At 44.7% G+C, this 1581-nt stretch carries 2 protein-coding genes; both read right to left on the bottom strand.

All coding sequences use genetic code 11. From position 1 onward, the window contains the following. Positions 1-57: 57 nt before the first annotated feature. Positions 58-423, bottom strand: a complete 366-nt coding sequence (locus tag ACFP6B_RS11005) for a transposase family protein (RefSeq protein ID WP_377129958.1) — start codon at positions 421-423, stop codon at positions 58-60. 271 nt (positions 424-694) lie between these two features. Continuing rightward, on the bottom strand, positions 695-1581 hold an 887-nt coding region (locus ACFP6B_RS11000; RefSeq protein WP_377129956.1), incomplete at its 5' end, for a phosphotransferase family protein.

The raw sequence follows: 1581 nt of genomic DNA, 5'->3' as shown, positions 1-1581 counted from the left end.
CTATTGTTTTTGGTGATCGGTTGCCGCAGGTGGCTGGTCGCTAGATTTGTTGTGGGTTTACACCGTTAATCTGACAGTCCCCCAGTTCCAGACCGGTATCAGTGTGCCGTCGATGACCAGTGAACCTGGTGCATCGAGTGCTTTTTCAAGAGGCTGGATGAGTGGCCTGAGGATCTTCACTAGTGCCTGTTCTATCAGGTTGATAGTCCTTGAAATTGTCGGTTGAGAGACGTGGTGGAATCCTGCCAGGAGTTCTTCGGTCAGATTGTGCCGGTGGTAGAGCAGGGTGATTTTCAGAGCCTGGGCCAGGGTGAGTTTGCGTGGTTTTTGGTCGGGTTTGATCCAGGTGAGGTGGTTGTTGAGGGCTGTCAGTAGCGTGGTGAATTGCTGGTGGCTAAGGCCTGTTATAGGCTTGTGGGGCAACGGTCTGACCGGTTTGGCTTTGAGAATATTTGTGATGATTTATCCTCAATTTTTTGCCGCTGGTGGGGCTGTTGTCTAGTTGGTGGTTGCTACCCCTTATGAATAAGCCTCAATCATCCTTAGGTCGACACGTTTTGAGCCAGGATTTCAAGTTCTCCAAAAGAGATTTCTGGAGCTTTTTCTAAATCAGTAGAAGCAGCTCTTTTTGTATTTACTCCAGTTTCTTGAGAAATCCATTTCGAGGAAAGAGGATATTTGAACGTTTTTAATGTCAGCTGCTAAACACTGCCTCCCTCACTTCAAAGCGATTAAATTGGTTCATGCACCACATAAAATGTCCGTCTTCACCTTTTGCTGAATAAGCTGTTGCGGAAATAAGAGCGTATAAAGCACGAGCACGCAATATGTCCTTATAATCTGCATTATCAATTCTTGTGAGTAATCGAGACACAAATCTTTCATCGGTTTCTTGCGCATGTGGAGAATACATATCTAGAATTCCAGTTGAAATTCCCTGGTCGATAGCAGGCGGTGCGTAACATGTTAGAAAACCCCAATCGAGCACGGCTGAGACGCGTCCGTTTTTATCCAACAATATATTTTCACCACAAAGATCTCCATGAGTGAGCACTTCAGGGCCGTCTAGACTTGATAACCAATACTCTAACGGTTCAAGAAAATCAAAAGCATCAGGAAAAATTTCCAAAAGAGCTGGGGATGCATCAAGACGTTTCTGTGCAAGATTTCTTAATAACTCAGTTCCGCTCATGTGACTATCAGGATTTTTAATATCAAACATCGGAAGCATGTGGGCGTTCTGTGGTTTGGATGTTTCACGCAGAGAAACTAAAATTGAAATAATTGCGTCAATAGCTACATCCAAGTCTGATGTTTTTCCCGTTGCTAGACAATCGGTAAGAGGGGTTCCCTCAAGTCGCTCTTCGATGCTGATAATCAGTTTATCGGATTCAAAAACATGTTCAATTTCTGGTGTTCTAAACGGAAGCTTCATAGAAGCCACATCTGAAGTGAAATCATGGATCTGTTTTACATCTGCAACAGTACGTGAGAGCCAGAGAGGCTTATTCAAAAGTAGACACGCACCCCACACCCACCAACTAGACAACGGCCCCACCCGCGGCAAAAATATGAGCGTTA

It is taken from the genome of Rothia nasimurium (assembly GCF_042660305.1).
GTDB lineage: Bacteria > Actinomycetota > Actinomycetes > Actinomycetales > Micrococcaceae > Rothia > Rothia nasimurium.
Note: the sequence above shows the minus strand (reverse complement) of the source record. Positions and strands in the feature narration are given on the sequence as shown.